This window comes from Aurantimonas litoralis (assembly GCF_026153195.1).
In the GTDB taxonomy this organism is placed as follows: domain Bacteria; phylum Pseudomonadota; class Alphaproteobacteria; order Rhizobiales; family Rhizobiaceae; genus Aurantimonas; species Aurantimonas coralicida.
Genome location: NZ_JAPFBM010000002.1, coordinates 406,796 through 423,582, shown reverse-complemented (window position 1 = coordinate 423,582; position 16,787 = coordinate 406,796). Strand labels below are relative to the sequence as shown.

The window sequence follows — 16,787 nt, the reverse complement described above, 5'->3', positions numbered from 1 at the left end:
TCCGGGTTGCCGGCCATTTGCGCCACCACGCTTCCTTTTCTCGCGCCGCCGTTACGACCGCGGCAGACGACATGGCTGAATTCATGAGCGACACCAAGAACGACACTGCGGCCGGTTCCGCCACCGGGATCGACTACGCCAAGACGCTGTTCCTGCCCGAAACGCCGTTTCCCATGCGCGCCGGCCTGCCCAAGGCCGAGCCCGAATGGATCGGCAAGTGGGACGCGATGGACCTCTACGGCACCCTGCGCCGGGAATCGTCCGGCCGGCCGAAATACGTGCTGCATGACGGGCCGCCCTACGCCAACGGCAACCTCCATATCGGCCACGCCCTGAACAAGGTGCTGAAGGACGTCATCACCCGCTCGTTCCAGATGCGCGGCTACGACGCCAATTACGTGCCGGGCTGGGACTGCCACGGCCTGCCGATCGAGTGGAAGATCGAGGAGCAGTACCGGGCCAAGGGCAAGAACAAGGACGAGGTGCCGGTCAACGAGTTCCGCAAGGAATGCCGCGACTTCGCCGCCCATTGGGTGGGCGTGCAGACCGAGGAGTTCCGCCGCCTCGGCGTCGAGGGCGACTTCAAGGACCCGTATCTGACCATGGCCTACGGGGCGGAGTCGGTGATCGCCGGCGAGCTCCTGAAATTCGCCATGTCCGGCCAGCTCTATCGCGGCTCCAAGCCGATCATGTGGTCGGTGGTGGAAAAGACCGCGCTGGCCGAGGCCGAGGTCGAGTATCACGACCACGAGTCCGACACGATCTGGACCAAGTTCCCGGTGCGCGGCAGCGAGGCGCTTGCCGGTGCAGCCGTGGTCATCTGGACGACCACCCCCTGGACGATCCCCGGCAACCGGGCGATCGCCTATTCGCCGCGCATCGCCTACGGCCTCTACGAAGTGACCGCCGGCGAGGACGCGGAGAATCCGCGCTGGGCGAAGGCCGGCGACCGGCTGGTGCTGGCCGACGCACTGGCCGCCGACGTCCTGTCCAAGGCGCGGGTGCCGGAGGACGGCTATCGCCGCGTCGCGGACGTTCCGGCCGGCGATCTCGCGGGCCTCGTCTGCGATCATCCGCTGAAGGGTGTCGGCGGTGGCTACGACTTCGCCGTGCCGCTGCTTGAGGGCGACCATGTCACCGACGATGCCGGTACCGGCTTCGTCCACACCGCGCCGGGTCATGGCCGCGAGGATTTCGACGCATGGATGGATGCGCGCCGCGACCTCGAGAAGCGCGGCATCGACACGACCATCCCCTTCACCGTCGACGACGACGGCTTCTACACCAAGGACGCGCCGGGCTTCGGCCCGGACGCCGAGGGCGGGCCTGCACGGGTCATCGATGACAAGGGCAAGAAGGGCGACGCCAACAAGCGGATCATCGCCGCGCTGATCGAGGCCGGAAATCTGCTCTCTCGCGGGCGGCTGAAGCATTCCTATCCGCATAGCTGGCGGTCCAAAAAGCCGGTGATCTTCCGTAACACGCCGCAATGGTTCGTCCATATGGACCAGGACCTCGGCGGCTACGGCCTCGACGGCCAGTCGGCAAACGCCGGCAGCGAGGATACCCTCCGCGCCCGCGCGCTCGGCGCCATCGACGCGACGCGCTTCGTGCCGGCGTCGGGCCAGAACCGGCTGCGCGGCATGATCGCCGACCGGCCGGACTGGGTGTTGTCGCGCCAGCGCGCCTGGGGCGTGCCGATCTGCGTCTTCGCCGACGAGAATGGCGAGGTGCTGAAGGACGAGGCGGTCAACGCCCGCATCCTCGAAGCCTTCGCGGCCGAGGGCGCCGACGCCTGGTTCGCCGACGGCGCCAAGGAGCGCTTCCTCGGCAACGAGCACGATGCCGGCAAGTGGACCATGGTCCGCGACATCCTCGACGTGTGGTTCGATTCCGGCTCCACCCACGCCTTCTGCCTGGAGAAGCGGCCCGACCTGAAATGGCCGGCCGACCTCTATCTGGAAGGCTCGGACCAGCATCGCGGCTGGTTCCATTCCTCGCTCCTGGAATCCTGCGGCACCCGCGGCCGGGCGCCCTATGACGCCGTCCTCACCCATGGCTTCGTCATGGACGAGGAGGGGCGCAAGATGTCGAAGTCGCTCGGCAACGTCGTCACCCCGCAGGATGTCATCAAGCAGTCCGGCGCCGACATTCTGCGGCTCTGGGTGGTCAGCTCCGACTATTCGGAGGATCTGAGACTCGGCAAGACGATCCTGCAGACCAACATCGACAGCTACCGCAAGCTGCGCAACACGCTGCGCTGGATGCTGGGCACGCTCTCCCACGACGAGGGCGCAACGGTGCCGCTGGCCGAGATGCCGGAGCTGGAGCGGCTGATGCTGAACCGGCTGGCCGAGATCGACGAGATCGTGCGCAAGGGCTACGATTCCTTCGACTTCAAGCGGATCAGCCGGACGCTGCTCGACTTCGTCGTGGTGGAGCTGTCGGCGTTCTATTTCGACATCCGCAAGGACGCGCTCTATTGCGATCCGCTGTCCTCGACGCGCCGCAAGGCCTCGCTGCAGGTGGTCCGCATCCTGTTCGACCACCTGGTGACCTGGATGGCGCCGATGCTGCCCTTCACCATGGAGGAGGCATGGCTGTCGCGTTATCCGGAGGCGAAGTCCGTGCATCTGGAGAGCTTCCGCGACGTCGATCCGGCGTGGCGCGACGGCGACCTCGCGGCCCGCTGGCAGAAGCTGCGCCGGGTGCGCCGCGTCGTCATGGGCGCGCTGGAGGAAAAGCGTCGCGAGAAGGTGATCGGCTCGTCGTTGGAAGCCTCGCCAGTGGTCCATGTCGAGGATGCCGAATTGCGGGCAGAGGCGGCCTCGGTCGACTTTGCCGAGATCGCCATCACCTCGGGTCTCGTCATCTCGGCCGAGCCGGCCCCGGCGGACGCCTTCCGCTTGGCCGACACGCCGGGCGTCGCCGTCGTCTTCCGCAAGGCGGAGGGCACCAAATGCGCCCGCTCGTGGAAGATCACCGGCGATGTCGGTTCCGACCCGGCCTTCCCGGACGTGTCGGCGCGCGATGCGGCGGCGCTGCACGAGCTGAAGGCGGCGCGGCGGCTGACGGCGGCCTGAACGCGGCGGTCAATCACAGCGTGCGGCGGCCCCGGCGGTGGCCGCACGCTTGCAGAACCCATTGCAGCAGCCTAGAACTGCGCCCGGAATTCGCCAGATTTCCGTGACATGCGCAGGGTCTGCCCGACCGGCCGCATGCCGGTATGGGGGGCGGAAATGATCGGCTAGGGGGCCGTACCGGATGACATCGAAGACAGTCCGCAATGCGCTTCGCGCTACGGCTATCGGAGCGGCCAGCCTGGCGCTGACCGGCTGTCTGGGACCGACCTACGGCACCGGCAAGTCGCAGGGCGAGACGCTGTTCGACGATCTCAACAACGTCGTCAGCCTCGGTAGCGACAACAAGAGCGCCGAGATCGCCTATGCGCCGCGCCCCGAGCTGGTGAAGCCGGAGAACACCGGCGTCCTGCCGGCGCCGCAGACGGCGCGCAACACGACCGGTGATCCGAACTGGCCGGAATCGCCCGAACAGCGCAGCGCCCGCCTGCAGGCCGCCGCCTATCAGGGCGACGGACCGATCCCGGCCGATGTCGCGACCGCCCGCAAGGAAGGCGTGACGCAGGCCTATCTCGATCGCACCAGCAGCGACGGCTTCGATTTCGGCAAGAACAACGACGACGCGCCCTTGTTGACGCCGCAGCAGCTGCGCAGTCGCGGCGAACTCGTGCGTGCCCGCCTCAAGGAGCGCGCACAGGGCAGCCCGGCGCAGCGCAAATATCTGAGCGAGCCGCCGGTCGCCTATCGCCAGCCCGCGGCCACCGCCCCGGTCGGCGATCCGGGCGTCGACGAGAGCGTCAAGGAACGGCGCCTGCGCGGCAGCGGCGAGGGCCTCGGCTCGAAGATCCGCGACCTCCTGCCGTTCTGATCACGCCCGTTCGCCGGACGGTTCGCCTCTAAAACAAGCGCATGTGGTCTCGGCGGACGCGGTCAGGACCGCCGCGCCCGGAAGAAACCGCGCAGAAGCTCCGCGCTTTCACGGGCCGCGATGTCGGAATAGACCTCGGGCGCGTGGTGGCAGGTGGGCTGGCTGAAGAAGCGCGGCCCGGCATCGACGCCGCCGCCCTTCGGATCGGCCGCGCCGTAATAGAGCCGCCGGATGCGCGCAAAGGAGATCGCCGCCGCACACATGGCGCAGGGCTCCAGCGTCACATAGAGATCGCAGTCCGGCAGGCGTTCGGAACCGAGGCGGGCACCCGCCGCACGGATCGCGACGATCTCGGCATGGGCGGTGGGATCGCTGCGCTGGCGGGTCTCGTTGCCGCCGCGGGCGATGACCTCGTCGCCGCGCACGATAACCGCCCCGACGGGCGTTTCGTTCCGCGCCGCTGCCAGCCGGGCTTCCTCGAGGGCGATGTCCATGAAGGTCGGGCGGGGCAGAGGCGGCTCCTTGGTCTGTCGATCCGGCCGCATGGCGCGGTCCGAATCCCGTTCCCCTTTGACGGGCGATGCTGTAGAGCCACCTGCTAATCCATTCGCGGGTCGGCGCAAGCGTTCCAGCTCCTCAGGGGCGAACCGCTCCGCCGATCCTTTCACCATCTCGACGGTGGTGAGCCGGCGCGAGCGCCGGTCCGAGCAGATAGCCGCCGCATGAGAGGCAGTTGCATGAGCGATACGACGAACGGCGACGACGGAAAAGGTCGCGGACGCGGACCCGGTGGCAAACGGGGCGCCGGTGGCGGGGACCGCGAGCGCGGAGACCGGCCGAAGCCGCGCGAGGGCAGCAAGCCCTTCACGCCGAAGAGCCGCGGCATGTTCTCCCATGGCGGCGCGCGCGACGACAAGGGCGAGGGGGCCAAGCCCCGCAGCTTCGGACGGCTGCAGCATGATGCGCCGAGAGGCGATCGCGCGGAGCGGTCCGGCGGTGAGCGCCGCCCGGTGCGGGACGACCGGCCGAAGCGGGCGCCGCGCGACGATCGTGCGCCCCGCGCCGAGACCGAATCCGCCGTTGGCGAGATGCGGATCGCCAAGCGCCTGGCGCGCGCCGGCATCGCTTCGCGCCGCGACGCCGAGGGCATGATCGCCGATGGCCGCGTCAAGCTGAACGGCAAGGTCCTCGACACGCCGGCCGTCGTCGTCACGGCCTCCGACCGGATCGAGATCGACAATGCGCCGCTGCCGGCCATCGAGCGGACACGGCTCTGGCTGTTCCACAAGGCCGCCGGCACGGTGACCACCAACCGCGACCCGGAGGGCCGGCCGACGATCTTCGACCGCCTGCCCAGCGACATGCCGCGGGTGCTGACCGTCGGGCGTCTCGATATCAACACCGAGGGGCTGCTGCTCCTGACCAACGACGGTGGACTCGCCCGGATCCTGGAGCTGCCGGCGACCGGCTGGCTGCGGCGCTACCGCGTGCGCGCCCATGGCGCGATCACCCAGGCGCGCCTCGACGAGCTGCGCCAGGGCATCGCCATCGACGGGGTCTTCTACGGCGCCATCGAGGCGACGATGGACCGCGAGCAGGGCTCCAATGTCTGGCTCACGCTCGGCCTGCGCGAGGGCAAGAACCGCGAGGTCAAGAAGGTGCTGGCGCATCTCGGCCTCGAGGTGAACCGGCTGATCCGCCTGTCCTTCGGCCCGTTCCAGCTCGGTGACCTGAAGGAAGGCTCGGTGCAGGAGATCAAGGGCCGCATGCTGCGCGACCAGCTCGGCGAGCGGCTGATCGAGGAATCGGGCGCCGATTTCGACGCGCCGGTGGCCAAGCCCTTCTCCAACCGCCCGGTCGAGGCGGAGCGCACGGAGCGGCCGAAGAAGTCCGACGAGTGGATTTCCGCCAGCGAGACCGCGCCGAACAAGAAGCGGGTCCGCGAGGCCAAGCGAGAGGATGCGCTGGGCCGGCTCGATACCCGTGCCGGACGGCCCGAGCGCGGCGATCGCAAGCCGTTCGGCGAGCGTCCGGGCAAGCGCTTCGAGGGCCCGAAGAAACCCTATGGCGATCGCGACGCCGCAGGCGGCCGCGACGACGCGGCAAGCCCGCCGAAACGTCCGATCGATGCGCCCAAGCGCAGCGCCAATGTCTGGATGGCGCCGGGCGCGCGTCCGCAGGGCACCAAGAAGGCGCTGGGCTCGCAGGCCGGCCGGCCCGACCGGGGCCCGTCCCGCGGCGAACGGCCGTCCGGGCCGTCGGCGCCGCGTGGTGGGGCTGGCAAGCCCGCCGGTCGTCCGCCGCGCTCCGGCGGCGACGCGCCGCAGCGTCCGGGGCGCCCGCCGCGTCCGCCGCGCAAGGGCTGATCCGGCATGCGCATCGTCGGGGGTGAACTGAAGGGGCGGCGGCTGGCCGTCCCGAAGACCGATACGATCCGGCCGACCACGGACCGCAACCGCGAGACCCTGTTCAACATCCTGACGCACCGGCCGGGCTTCCAGCTCGACGGCGCCCGGGTGCTGGACCTGTTCTCCGGCACCGGCGCGCTCGGCATCGAGGCGCTGTCGCGCGGCGCGCGCTTCTGCCTGTTCGTCGAGGAGGGCGTCGAGGGCCGCGGTCTTATCCGCGAGAACATCGAGGCCTTCGGCCTGCAGGGGCGGTCCAAAATCTTCCGGCGCGACGCCACCAGCCTCGGCATCGTGGGAACGATGGAGCCGTTCGACTGCGTCGTGGCCGATCCGCCCTATGGGCGCGGGCTCGGCACGGCGGCGCTCGTCTCGGCGCGCGACGGCGGCTGGCTGAAGCCGGGGGCGCTGGTGATCGTCGAGGAAGCGCTGGCGGCGCCGTTCGAAGTGCCGGGCGGGTTCGAGCAGACGGACGAGCGCGCCATGGGCGAGACGGTGCTGCGCTTTCTTGTCGCCCCGGGCCGCTGACTGCCATCCTCACGGCGACCTAAACAAACCTTAATTGGCAAGGATTCTCAGCATCCGGCATAGTCGCGAGGCTTGCAACAGGGTGCAACAACGAGGATCAGACCGAACGATGACGCATCACTTCCGCCCCATCGGCCTGCCGGCGCTCGCCGTCGCTTTCGTGCTGCCCCTGACGCTGTCGGCTGGTGCGCAGACAGAGCCGGCCCCGGCGCAGGCCGAGGTGACCGACCCGTCCGACACGGCGCCGACCACGCCCGAGACCGCGGCGCGCGAAAACGGGCCGGATCTCACCACCTTCACCCTCGACAACGGCCTGCAGGTCGTGGTGCTGCCCGACAATCGGGCGCCGATCGTCACCCAGATGGTCTACTACCATGTCGGCTCGGCGGACGAGGCCCCTGGCAAGAGCGGCATCGCGCATTTCCTCGAACACCTGATGTTCAAGGGCACCAAGAATCACCCCACCGGCGAGTATTCGCGCCGCGTCGCCGATATCGGCGGCCAGGAGAACGCCTTCACCACCTCCGACTACACCGGCTACTACCAGCAGGTGCCGGCCGACGCGCTGGCGATGGTGATGGAGATGGAAGCCGACCGGATGGAGAACCTCGTTCTCTCCGAGGAGGCGGTCTTGCCGGAACGCGACGTCATCCTCGAGGAGCGCCGCATGCGGATCGACAACGATCCGGGCTCGCAGCTCTCGGAAGCCGTGCAGGCGGCGCTGTTTCAGAACAGCCCCTACGGCACGCCGGTGATCGGCTGGCGGCAGGAGATGGAAGGCCTGACGCGCGACGACGCGATCGCCTTCTACGACAAATATTATACGCCGAACAACGCGACCTTGCTGATCGCCGGTGACGTCGACGTGGCCGAGGTCCGCGATCTCGTCGCCGAGACCTACGGCAAGGTCGAGCGGCGCGCCGATCCGGGCGACCGGGTCCGTCCGGTCGAGCCGGAGCCGCTGGCTGAGCGCACCGTCACGCTGACCGATCCGCGCGTCACACAGCCGTCGCTGCAGACCGCCTATCTGGTGCCGTCGGAAACGACGGACGAGAACGGCGAGGCCGAGGCGCTGGACATTCTGGCGGACATTCTGGGCGGCGGCACCACCAGCCGCCTCTATCGCGGACTGGTCGTCGACCGGGCGCTGGCGGCCGCCACCGGCACCTATTACGGCGGCACGGCGCTCAAAGAGGCCCAGTTCGTGGTCTATGGAACGCCGCGCGACGGCGCCTCCCTCGATGCCGTCGAGGCGGCGCTCGACGAGGAAATCGCGACGCTGATCGAAGACGGCGTCACCGAGGCGGAACTGGACCGGGCCAAGAACCGGGTGCGCAAGAATATGATCTATCTGCGCGACAGCCAGACCTCCATGGCCCGCCGCTACGCCGCGGCCCTGGCCACCGGCCGCACCATCGAGGATGTGGAGGCATGGCCCGAGCGCATCGAGGCGGTGACCGTCGAGGACGTCAACGCCGTCGCCCGCAAATATCTGCGGCCGCAGCGCTCGGTCACCGGCTATCTCAGACCCGAGGCCCAGCCGGATGCCGACACGCGCTCCTGATCTTCCCCTTCGCAGAAGGAATCCCCCGTTGAAGTCATTCGTCCCCGCGCTCGGTGGCACGATCGCCGCCCTGGCCCTGTCGTTCAGCCTGTCCTTCGCATCGGTCGGCACCGCCGAGGCCGTCGATATCCAGACGGTCACCAGTCCCGGTGGCATCAAGGCGCTGCTCGTCGAGGATCACACCAATCCGCTGATCGCGATGAAATTCGCCTTCAAGGGCGGCGGCTCGACCCAGGACGAGCCCGGCAAGGAAGGCACTGCGAACCTGATGTCCGGTCTCCTCGACGAGGGCGCCGGCGACATCGACAGCCAGGAATTCCAGGCGCGGCTCGACGATCTCGGCGTGTCGCTGAGCTACGACGCCAGCCTCGACAATTTCTCAGGCAGCTTCCGGACCATCACCGAGGTCAATGACGACGCCTTCGCGCTGCTGAAGGCATCGATCAACGATCCACGCTTCGACGAGGAGCCGGTGGCGCGGATCCGCGGCCAGATCATGGCCGGGATCCTCGCCGAGCAGAACGACCCCGGCGAGCTCGCCGGCAAGGCGTTCTCGCGCACGGTCTTCGCCGATCATCCCTATGCGCGGCCGACCAAGGGCACGCTGGAGACGCTGGGAACGGTCGGCGCTGACGACCTCAAGGCGTTCAGAAAGCGCATCTTCGCGCGGGACAATCTCTATGTCGGCGTCGTCGGCGACATCACGCCGGACGAACTCGGCAAGCGGCTCGACGAGGTCTTCGGCGCGCTGCCCGAGACACCCGAGCTGAAGCCCGTCGCCGATGTCCAGCCGGTCCTCGGCAAGACCGAGGCCGTCGACCTGGCGGTACCGCAGACGACGATCCAGATGGCCCTGCCGGGCGTGATGCGCGACGATGACGAGTTTTTCGCCGCCTATCTGATGAACCATATCCTGGGCGGCGGCTCGTTCACGTCGCGGCTTTACGAGGAAATCCGCGAGAAGCGCGGCCTTGCCTATGGCGCCGGCTCGTTCCTGGCCAGCTACGACCATGCGGCGGTGCTCGGCATCAGCACCGCGACGCGGGCGGAAAAGGCCGAGGAGAGCATCGCGATCATCCGCGAGCAGCTGGCCGATCTCGCCGAAAACGGCCCGACGGCCGAGGAACTGGCAAAAGCGAAAGCCTATGTGAAGGGCGCCTATGCCATCCGCAATCTGGATTCCTCGGCGGCGATCGCCTCGACGCTGCTGGGCATCCAGCTCGACGATCTCGGCATCGACTATATCGACAAGCGCCAGGACCTGATCGACGCGGTCACGCTCGACGACGTCAAGGCGCAGGCCGAGGCGCTGCTGTCGGCGCCGCCGACTATCATCACCGTCGGTCCCGCGGGAGCCTGACGGCGGTGACGACGCTCGGGCTCGCCCTCGGCGGCGGCGGCGCGCGCGGGCTCGCCCATATCCACGTGCTCGAAGCCTTCGACGAACTTGGGCTCGTGCCGGATCGCATCGTCGGTTCGTCGATCGGCGCCATCATGGGCGCCGGCCGCGCCTCGGGCATGAGCGGCCGCGACGTCCGCGACTTCGTCCTCGACTGCTTTGCCGGCAAGAGCCTTGTCTTCGGGCGACTCTGGCGCACCCGTCCGGGCAGCTTCCAGGAATTCCTCGCCGATGGCGGACTGCGTCTCGGCCAGCTCAATGCGGAGCGTGTCGTGCGGGCCTTCCTGCCGCTCGACCTGCCGCTGCATTTCAGCGAGCTGAAGATCCCGCTCGGGGTGATGACCACCGATTTCTACGGCAAGCTGGAATGCGAGATCGATTCCGGCGAACTGTTCAGCGCGCTGGCGGCGACGGCTGCGCTGCCGGCCGTCTTCCGGCCGGTCCGCCGGGACGGGCGGATCCTGATCGATGGCGGCATCTTCAACCCGCTGCCCTTCGACCGGCTGCAGGGCAAGGTGGACAAGATCATTGCCGTGGACGTCAATGGCGGACCGAAGGGCGGGCCGGACATCATGCCGACGCCGCTGGAGGCGCTGTTCGGCGCCTCGCAGCTGATGATGCAGTCGATCATCGACACCAAGGTCCACATGCATCCGCCGGACCTCCTGATCTGCCCGCCGGTGTCACATTACGGCGTCCTCGACTTCCTGCGCACCAAGCAGATCCTCGACGAGACCAGCCCGGTGAAGGAAGAGACCAAGCGGTCGCTCGACGCGCTGCTCTCGTCCAGGAACAGCGGCCGGCGTCAGCACGGGGTCACGTCGGTAAAGGCCGGATAGGCCGCGCCGTCGCCGCCTACTCGGCGGCTTCGAGAATCCGCTCGTCCAGCCGCCCGGTTTGCGGCGGCATTTCCTCCGCCTCGCTCATGGCCTCGTCCTGCCCGGCCGTGACCGGCTTGCGAGCCGCCTGTTCCAGGAAGCGCATCAGCCCGGTCTCGACGCGGGTGAGACCCTCGCGGCAGCGACCCTTCAGGAGGTCGGGCGACAATTCGCCGGCCTCGAAGGCGGCGACGATCTGCGGGTGGACATAGGACGCGCGGGCAACCGCCGGCGTGTTGCGCAGGACCGTGGAGACCGAGCGCATGGCTGCGGCGACGGCGCGCTTGCGCTTCGACTTGCTGTTCACCTTGTCCCCGGCATCCTCGACCAGATAGCGCAGCGCCTCGGCCGAGCCGTGGAAGGTGCGGAAGTCCTTGGCCGAGACCGGCGCGTCGGCGGCCTCGTGCAGATAGTCGTTGAGGAGGTTGGCGGTCAGCTCGCGCTGCTCCTTGCGGGCATCGGGGAAGCGGAACAGGCGCTTGCCCTTGCCCTTGCGGACCCGCTTCAGCGACTTGACCATCGGCCGGTCGAGGATCTCGATGCGCTGCGGCTTGTTGGACTTGGCGACGAACTTCAGCACCGCCGCCTTCTTGACGATGCGCAGATTGTCCTTGCGCAGGGACGCGACGCCGCGCCCGCCATCGCTGGCATATTTCTCGTGGCCGGGCCGCATGGCGGTCAGGTCGATCAGCCGGGTGGCGATGGCCGAGGTGGTCAGGCGGTCGAGCTTGCGGCGTCGCATGTCCTTCCCGACCCGGCGGCGCAGCCGGGGCAGGGCATGGCCGAAGCGCAGCAGCCGCTCGGTCTTCACTGCGTCGCGCACATTCACCCATTCGTCGTGATAGCGATATTGCAGCCGGCCCTTCTCGTCGCGCCCGATCGCCTGGATGTGACCGCTCTCGTCCATGCAGATCTTCACCTCGGTCCAGGCCGGGGGAATGGCGAGCGCCTTCACCCGCTTGCGCAGGCGCTTGTCGGCGATCGGTTCGCCGTTGGAGAAGCAGATCTTGAACCCCTTGCCGCATTTGCGGCGCTCGACCTCGAACCGGTGCGGATCGGTGAGGGCGAGGCCGAATTGTTCGGCGTGATAGGCAAGGCGAGGGTTCATGACGTGGCCGATGGATGGAAGGCCGCAAGGGCCGGGACGAGTCTGCAAACGGCGGCCTTCGGACTCCGGTTCCGCGCCCGGTCTGCGGCGATTTGGCCGGCCCGGACGTAAAGCCCTGCGGGAACGCATCCGCTGCGAAATCGCTTCGCGCCTATCCAATCAACAGGAGGCGAGCGATGGCGAAGTACCGCAAGGGCGAATGGGTCGAATGGAACTGGGGGGCCGGGACCGGCACCGGGAAGGTCAGCGACACCTTCACCGAAAAGGTCACGCGCACGATCGAGGGCAGCGAGATCACCCGCAATGCCGACGCGGACAACCCCGCCTACATGATCGAGCAGGAGGATGGCAGCCGGGTGCTGAAGTCGGAATCGGAGCTGTCCAAGCCGGACTGAGCTCCGGCTCCCCGGGTGCCTCGCAGGGTCGGGGTCGGCGGGTGATGCTTCGGCCTGTCGCGTGTCAGCGCGACTGGATCTTGCCGAAGTCGCGACGGCGCCCGCGGAAGGGGCGGCCGCGGCGGCGCTTGATCGGCGCCCCGTCCTCCGGGCTCGCGCCGGCGTCGTCATCACTCGGCGAGCGCTCGATGTCCTTGAGGGCCGGGCGCGGCTTGACCAGCGGTTCGGGCGTGACGACGCGGTTGGTGATCATGTCGGTGCCGGCATAGAAGCCCTCGGCCTCCTGAAGCTTCAGGCGCGCGAGATCGCGCCGGCGCACATCCTCGGTGATCCGGTCGGCCAGCTCGTCCTCGATACCCAGGGCGTCGAGCGTCGCCCGTCCGAAGGCGAGGGCAGATTCCACCGTCTCGCGGATCTCGTAGTCGACGCCGCGGGCGCGCAGCGACAAAGCGTGGCTGCGGTCATAGGCGCGCACATAGAGCCGGACATTGGGAAAATCGGCGCGGATCAGATCGACGATCCGGTCGGTGGTTTCGCGCTTGTTGGTGCAGATGGCGACCAGCCGCGTCTTGCGGATGCCGGCCGCTTCCAGGACGTCCTTGCGCAGCCCCGAGCCGAAATAGATGCGGAAGCCGAATGCCTCCGCCGTGCGGATGCGCTCGGCCGAGGAATCGATGATGGTCACGTCGGTACCGCTCGACAGCAGCACCTGTGCCGTCATCTGCCCGAAGCGCGAGAAGCCGATCATCAGCACCGAGGCGCCGGCGCCGGCGAAATCCTCGTCCAGCACCTCCTCGTCGCCATTCGCCTCGGCGCTGAGCCGGCGTCCGAGCCAGGTGGTCAGCGGCGTCAGCATCATCGACAGGGTGACGATGGCGATGAGGAACGAAGCCGTCGCCTCGGAGATGAGCAGCCCCGCCGAGGCGGCGGTGAACAGCACGAAGCCGAACTCGCCGCCCTGGGCGAGCAGGCCGGAGACGCGGGTGGCGGTGTTGCCGGTTTCGCCGAAGGCCCGCGACAGGAGATAGATGATCGCCGCCTTCGCCAGCATCAGCGCCGGCGTCAGGGCGAGGATCGCCAGCCAGTCGCGCATGACGACGGCCAGATCGAGCGACAGCCCGACCCCCATGAAGAACAGGCCCAGCAGCAGGCCGCGGAACGGCTCGATATTGGCTTCGAGCTCGTGGCGATAGGTGGATTCGGCCAGGAGTACGCCGGCGATGAAGGCGCCCATGGCCATGGAGAAGCCGGCCGCCTCCATCAGCATGGCCGATCCCAGCACCACGAAGAGCGCGGCGCCGAGCATCACCTCGCGGGCGCCGGAGGTGGCCATGAGGCGGAACAGCGGATTGAGCAGGTAGCGCCCGCCGACCACCAGGGCCGCGACCGCACCGATCGAGATGGCGATCTCGGTCGGGTCGATCGCCGTGTCGCCCGAGGCCGGCGCCAGGAAGGGGATCGCGGCCAGAAGCGGCACCACCGCCAGATCCTGGAACAGGAGGATCGAAAAGGCCGACTGGCCGTGGCGGGTATTTGTCTCGCCGGCCTCGTCGAGCAATTGTAGGCCGAAGGCGGTGGAGGACAAAGCGAGGCCGAAGCCGATCAGCACGCTCGCCTGCCACGAGAAGTCGAACAGGAAGGCGACGCCCGCCAGCACCAGGCCGGACAGCACCACCTGGGCAAGACCGAGGCCGAAGATCTGGCGCCGCATCGCCCACAGGCGGCCGACCTTCAGTTCCAGTCCGATGATGAACAGCAGGAAGACGACGCCGAGTTCGCCGATATGCAGGATCTCCTCGCCATCGGCGACGACGCGGAAGACCGGGCCGAGCAGAATGCCGGCAAACAGATAGCCCAGAACCGTGCCGAGCCCGATGCGCTGGAACAGCGTGCCTGCGACGATTCCGCCGCCCAGCAGCAGCACGACTTCCAGAAAGATCGAGGTTGTGTGCTCCACCGAAGCTCCCGTTCCCGGTTGCTGCACGCGCGGCCGGCTGCAATCGCGTGCAATGACGCCTTGATGGCTATGGCATCGCACAATAAATGGTTCGGTGACGAACACCAGCAGGCAGGTTCATGGACGACGACAGCACGCGGCTCCTTTCGGTCGCCGAGCGGCTCATCGAGACCGCACGAAAGGCCGGGGCCGACGCCTGCGACGTGGCGGTGGTCCGCTCCTTCGGGCGATCGGTTTCGGTCCGGCTCGGCGCGGTCGAGGATACGGAGAATTCCGAGAGCGAGGACATGTCGCTCCGCGTCTTCGTCGGTCGGCGCGTCGCCACCGTCTCGGGAGACATCCACAGCGATCCGCAGCCGCTGGTCGAGCGGGCAATCGCCATGGCGAAGGTCTCGCCGGAAGATCCCTTCTCGCGGCTCGCCGATGCCGACCGCCTGGCCGACGGCCGCGACGATCCCGGTCTCGATCTCTACGACGACACCGATCTGGCGACGACGGCGATGATCGACGAGGCGCTGGCGATGGAAGAGGCCGCGCGCGGCGTTGCCGGCGTGACCAATTCCGGCGGCGCCTCGGTCTCGGCGGGGGCGGCTGGTCTCGTGCTGGCGACCTCGTCGGGCTTTGCCGGCCATCGCATGCGCTCGGGCTTTTCGCGCTCGATCAGCGTCATTGCCGGCACCGGCGTCGGCATGCAGCGGGACTATGATTTCGATTCCCGCATCCACTACGCCGATCTCGACGATCCCGAAGCCATCGGCCGGCGCGCCGGCGAGCGGACCGTGCGGCGCCTGAATCCCGGCACGGCGGCCACCGGTCGCATGCCGATCCTCTACGATCCGCGCATCGCGCGGGGGCTGATCGGCAGCATCGTGGCCGCGGTCAACGGCGCCGCGATCGCCCGCGGCACGAGCTTCCTGAAGGACCGCATGGGGCAGGCGATCCTGCCGGAGAGCTTCACGCTGACCGACAACCCGCTCTTGCCGCGGCGGCCGGGCTCGCGTCCCTTCGACGGCGAGGGCGTGCGCGGCGCGCCGATGGCGCTGGTCGAGAACGGCATCCTGCGCAACTGGCTGCTCGACACGGCGACGGCGACGGAGCTCGGCCTTCAGAGCAACGGCCGCGCAGCGCGCGGCGGCAACGGCGTGTCGCCCTCGTCGAGCAACGTCCTCCTGTCGCCCGGGCAGATGTCGCGCGAGGCGCTGATCCGCGAGACCGGCACGGGGCTCTATATCGACGAGTTGATCGGCCACGGCACCAATCTGGTGACCGGCGACTACAGCTGCGGCGCCTCGGGCTATCTGATCGAGAATGGCGAGCTGACCACGCCGGTGTCCGAGCTGACCATCGCCGGCAACCTCACCGACATGCTGGCCTCGCTGACGGCGGCGGACGATCTCGACGAACGGTTCTCCACCGTGGTGCCGACCCTGCGGATCGGCTCCATGACCGTGGCGGGCGCGTGATCTTGTCGGGCTACCAGGACGATCTGGAACTGGTGAAGGCGGCGGCCGTCGAGGCCGGCGAGATCGCGCTCGGCTTCTTTCGCCGCGACCCGAAGGTCTGGTGGAAGGAGGGCAATTCGCCGGTCAGCGAGGCGGATTTCGCCGTCGACCTGATGCTGCGCAACACGCTGGTGGGCGCCCGGCCGGACTATGGCTGGGTGTCGGAGGAGATGCAGCCGGGCGACGCAAGGGAGGGCACCGGCAGCCGCTTCTTCGTGGTCGATCCGATCGACGGCACGCGGGCCTATCTGCGCGGCGAGGACACCTGGTGCGTGTCGATCGCCGTCGTCGAGAACGGCCGCCCGGTGGTCGGCGTCATCGTGGCGCCCTCGATGGGCGAGATCTTCGAGGTGACCGCCGACGGGACGCCGCTGATGAACGGGGCCCCTTGCGCTGTCGCCGAGCCGGGACCGGGCGAGCGGATGCGGCTGGCGATGCCCGATTCCATGCGCAAGCGCGTCGAGGCCTCCGATGGCGAAGCCTTCGCCAGCGAGAAGGCCGTGCCGTCGCTGGCCTACCGGCTGGCGCTGGTGGCCTGCGGGCGGCTCGACGGGACGCTGATCCGGCCGCGCGCCAGCGACTGGGACATCGCCGCCGCCGATCTCCTGATCGAGCGGGCCGGCGGCCTTCTGTGCGGCCGGGCCGGCCTGCCGACCGTCTATCGCAGCGAGGGGCGCCGGCACGAGATCCTGATGGCCGCCTCGCTGGCGGCGATGCCGCGGCTGCAAAGGCTCGCCGAGGCCGTTCCTGACTGAACGGCGCCGCCGCCTTGGAGCGGACGGTATTTTGGTGCAGGACAAGGCTGCACCCGGTAACAACACCCCAGTCTGCGCCGCGCGCGGCGCGGTGCAGGACGAAAGAGGACATGATGGAAGAGCAGAAACCCAAGCAGCTTCTTCACCTGGTCTTCGGTGGCGAACTGGACGATCTCCAGAGCGTCGATTTCAAGGACCTCGACAATCTCGACATCGTCGGCATCTTTCCCGACTACGCCTCGGCCCTGGCCGCCTGGCGGTCGAAGGCGCAGCAGACCGTGGACAACGCCGCCATGCGGTATTTCATCGTCCACATGCACCGGCTGATGGACCCGGACAAGCAGTGAG

General features: G+C 68.5%; 14 protein-coding genes. 11 read left to right on the top strand and 3 right to left on the bottom strand.

Annotated features, from left to right (window positions below; all coding sequences use genetic code 11):
• The first annotated feature begins 71 nt into the window (after positions 1-71).
• Together ileS and N7I30_RS06755 are read left to right on the top strand one after the other, a co-directional pair.
• The gene (ileS, locus tag N7I30_RS06760; protein WP_498637634.1) at positions 72-3,083 is read left to right on the top strand and encodes an isoleucine--tRNA ligase; all 3,012 of its coding nucleotides are present in this window, start codon (positions 72-74) and stop codon (positions 3,081-3,083) included.
• A 181-nt stretch (positions 3,084-3,264) separates the two neighbouring features.
• Entirely contained in the window at positions 3,265-3,948 is a 684-nt protein-coding gene (locus tag N7I30_RS06755) for a hypothetical protein (protein ID WP_188075054.1), read from the top strand.
• Between the two features lie 62 nt (positions 3,949-4,010).
• Here the strand turns inward: N7I30_RS06755 and N7I30_RS06750 are convergent, their stop codons facing one another.
• Positions 4,011-4,493: a nucleoside deaminase gene (locus tag N7I30_RS06750; protein WP_498637632.1), complete on the bottom strand. Its 483-nt coding sequence runs from the start codon at positions 4,491-4,493 to the stop codon at positions 4,011-4,013.
• Positions 4,494-4,685: 192 nt separating this feature from the next.
• On the opposite strand from N7I30_RS06750, the gene N7I30_RS06745 reads away from it, so the two are divergent.
• The 5 genes from N7I30_RS06745 (at position 4,686) to N7I30_RS06725 (ending at position 10,683) form a co-directional block, all read left to right on the top strand.
• Entirely contained in the window at positions 4,686-6,314 is a 1,629-nt protein-coding gene (locus tag N7I30_RS06745) for a pseudouridine synthase (RefSeq protein ID WP_498637630.1), read from the top strand.
• 6 nt (positions 6,315-6,320) lie between these two features.
• Positions 6,321-6,881: a 16S rRNA (guanine(966)-N(2))-methyltransferase RsmD gene (rsmD, locus tag N7I30_RS06740; RefSeq protein ID WP_370195711.1), complete on the top strand. Its 561-nt coding sequence runs from the start codon at positions 6,321-6,323 to the stop codon at positions 6,879-6,881.
• Positions 6,882-6,990: 109 nt separating this feature from the next.
• Positions 6,991-8,445: a M16 family metallopeptidase gene (locus N7I30_RS06735; protein WP_498637628.1), complete on the top strand. Its 1,455-nt coding sequence runs from the start codon at positions 6,991-6,993 to the stop codon at positions 8,443-8,445.
• A gap of 28 nt (positions 8,446-8,473) precedes the next feature.
• A complete protein-coding gene (locus tag N7I30_RS06730) occupies positions 8,474-9,805 on the top strand; it encodes a M16 family metallopeptidase (RefSeq protein WP_498637626.1) in 1,332 nt (443 codons plus the stop codon).
• A gap of 5 nt (positions 9,806-9,810) precedes the next feature.
• Positions 9,811-10,683: a patatin-like phospholipase family protein gene (locus N7I30_RS06725; protein ID WP_498637624.1), complete on the top strand. Its 873-nt coding sequence runs from the start codon at positions 9,811-9,813 to the stop codon at positions 10,681-10,683.
• A 16-nt stretch (positions 10,684-10,699) separates the two neighbouring features.
• Here the strand turns inward: N7I30_RS06725 and N7I30_RS06720 are convergent, their stop codons facing one another.
• Positions 10,700-11,830, bottom strand: coding sequence for a DNA topoisomerase IB (locus N7I30_RS06720; RefSeq protein WP_498637622.1), 1,131 nt, complete (start codon positions 11,828-11,830; stop codon positions 10,700-10,702).
• A 176-nt stretch (positions 11,831-12,006) separates the two neighbouring features.
• On the opposite strand from N7I30_RS06720, the gene N7I30_RS06715 reads away from it, so the two are divergent.
• Positions 12,007-12,225 carry a hypervirulence associated TUDOR domain-containing protein gene (locus tag N7I30_RS06715; protein WP_024349249.1) on the top strand — a complete coding sequence of 73 codons (219 nt, stop codon included), beginning with the start codon at positions 12,007-12,009 and terminating at the stop codon, positions 12,223-12,225.
• Between the two features lie 64 nt (positions 12,226-12,289).
• On the opposite strand, the gene N7I30_RS06710 is transcribed toward N7I30_RS06715, so the two are convergent.
• Positions 12,290-14,182 carry a monovalent cation:proton antiporter-2 (CPA2) family protein gene (locus N7I30_RS06710; protein WP_498637619.1) on the bottom strand — a complete coding sequence of 631 codons (1,893 nt, stop codon included), beginning with the start codon at positions 14,180-14,182 and terminating at the stop codon, positions 12,290-12,292.
• A 119-nt stretch (positions 14,183-14,301) separates the two neighbouring features.
• Between N7I30_RS06710 and N7I30_RS06705 the strand changes: the two genes are divergently transcribed.
• The 3 genes from N7I30_RS06705 to N7I30_RS06695 all read left to right on the top strand — a co-directional run bounded on the left by N7I30_RS06705 (position 14,302) and on the right by N7I30_RS06695 (position 16,786).
• Positions 14,302-15,645, top strand: a complete 1,344-nt coding sequence (locus tag N7I30_RS06705) for a TldD/PmbA family protein (protein WP_498637617.1) — start codon at positions 14,302-14,304, stop codon at positions 15,643-15,645.
• Complete coding sequence (locus N7I30_RS06700) at positions 15,642-16,439, top strand: 3'(2'),5'-bisphosphate nucleotidase CysQ (RefSeq protein WP_498637615.1); 798 nt, start codon at positions 15,642-15,644, stop codon at positions 16,437-16,439. Before N7I30_RS06705 ends, N7I30_RS06700 begins: the two co-directional genes overlap by 4 nt.
• Positions 16,440-16,549: 110 nt before the next feature.
• Positions 16,550-16,786, top strand: coding sequence for a DUF4170 domain-containing protein (locus N7I30_RS06695; protein ID WP_009208313.1), 237 nt, complete (start codon positions 16,550-16,552; stop codon positions 16,784-16,786).
• Position 16,787: the final 1 nt, after the last annotated feature.